1 protein-coding gene is annotated in these 2,158 nt (G+C 62.0%); it reads left to right on the forward strand.

What is annotated here, in order from left to right; translation table 11 throughout:
* A partial coding sequence (locus tag ABYW26_RS13725; RefSeq protein WP_372605473.1) for a glutamate synthase-related protein occupies positions 1-2,158 on the forward strand: 2,158 nt, incomplete at both ends.

Here is a 2,158-nt window from a genome sequence, read left to right on the forward strand (position 1 = left end):
AGCTGTTCCACGACACCGAGATCAAGGACAAGCTGGCCCAATCCCAGCCCTTTGGCGACTGGGTCGGCAAGATCAACGAATTGGACGTGGCGCTGGCCAAGGTCACCGAGAAACCGCTTGTGACTGGCCCCGAACTGCGCAAACGCCAGATCGCGGCAGGCTATACGATCGAAGAAATCGAACAGATCCTCGCGCCGATGGCCGAGGATGGCAAAGAGGCGATTGCCTCGATGGGCGATGACACGCCGTCGGCGGTTCTGTCGGAACAGTATCGTCCGCTCAGCCATTTCTTCCGCCAGAACTTTAGCCAGGTGACCAACCCGCCGATCGACAGCCTGCGCGAATATCGCGTCATGTCGCTGAAAACGCGGTTCGGCAACCTCAAGAACGTGCTGGACGAAGACAGCAGCCAGACCGAGATTTTCGTGCTGGAAAGCCCGTTTGTCGGCAACGCTCAGTTCGATGAGATGGTCAAGGCGTTTAACGCCCAGATGACCGAGATCGACTGCACCTTCCCCGCCGGTGGCGGTCAGGATGCGTTGCATGACGCGCTGGCCCGCATCCGGGCCGAGGCCGAAGACGCTGTGCGCTCGGGCGCCGGGCATCTGGTTCTGACCGACCAGCATCAGAATGCCGAAAAGGTCGGCATGCCGATGATTCTGGCCACCAGCGCCGTGCATTCGTGGCTGACCCGCAAGGGCCTGCGCACCTTTACCTCGCTGAACGTGCGCGCGGCCGAATGTATCGACCCGCATTATTTCGCGGTGCTGATCGGCTGTGGTGCGACCACGGTGAACGCTTATCTGGCCGAAGACAGCCTTGCCGACCGGATCGAGCGTGGCCTGCTGGATGTGTCGCTGACCGAGGCGGTCAAGAACTATCGCTATGCGGTGGATTACGGTCTGCTGAAAATCATGTCCAAGATGGGCATTTCGGTGATCTCGTCCTATCGCGGCGGTCTGAACTTCGAAGCCGTCGGCCTGTCGCGCGCGATGTGCGCCGAATATTTCCCCGGCATGCACAGCCGCATCTCCGGCATCGGCGTGCACGGCATTCAGCGCAAGCTGGAAGAAGTGCACACCAAGGGCTGGAAAGGCGGTCAGGACGTGCTGCCGATCGGTGGCTTCTACAAGGCGCGGCGCTCGGGCGAGAAACACGCTTGGGAAGCTCAGACCATGCACATGCTGCAATCGGCTTGTGACCGGTCGTCCTATGAGATGTGGAAACGCTTCTCGGCGGCGATGCGGGCCAATCCGCCGATCCACCTGCGCGACCTGCTGGACATCAAGGCGCTGGGCAAGCCGGTGCCGATTGAAGAGGTCGAAAGCATCACCTCGATCCGCAAACGGTTCGTGACCCCGGGCATGAGCCTTGGCGCCCTGTCGCCCGAGGCGCACCGCACCCTGTCGATCGCGATGAACCGCATCGGCGCCAAGTCGGATTCGGGTGAAGGCGGCGAAAGCCCCGATGACTTTACCCCGGAACCGAATGGCGACAATGCCTCGGCCAAGATCAAACAGGTTGCTTCGGGCCGCTTTGGCGTGACGGCGGAATACCTGCTGCATTGCGAAGAGCTTGAAATCAAGGTTGCGCAGGGTGCGAAGCCCGGCGAAGGCGGTCAGCTGCCCGGCATGAAGGTCACCGACCTGATCGCCAAGCTGCGCCATTCGACCAAGGGCGTGACGCTGATCTCGCCGCCGCCGCACCACGATATCTATTCGATCGAGGATCTGGCCCAGCTGATCTATGACCTGAAACAGATCAACCCCAGGGCCAAGGTGACGGTGAAACTGGTGGCGTCCTCGGGCGTTGGCACCATTGCTGCCGGCGTGGCCAAGGCCAAGGCCGACATCATCCTGATCTCGGGCCATAACGGCGGCACGGGCGCATCGCCCGCGACCTCGATCAAGTTCGCCGGTCTGCCCTGGGAAATGGGCCTGACCGAGGCGCATCAGGTTCTGGCGATGAACAACCTGCGCGAACGCGTGACCCTGCGGACCGACGGTGGTCTGCGCACCGGTCGTGACATCGTCATGGCCGCCATGATGGGCGCCGAGGAATACGGCATCGGCACCGCCGCGCTGATCGCGATGGGCTGTATCATGGTGCGTCAGTGCCAGTCGAACACCTGCCCGGTCGGAGTCTGTACCCAAGACGA

It is taken from the genome of Actibacterium sp., from assembly GCF_041584535.1.
Lineage (GTDB): Bacteria > Pseudomonadota > Alphaproteobacteria > Rhodobacterales > Rhodobacteraceae > Actibacterium_D.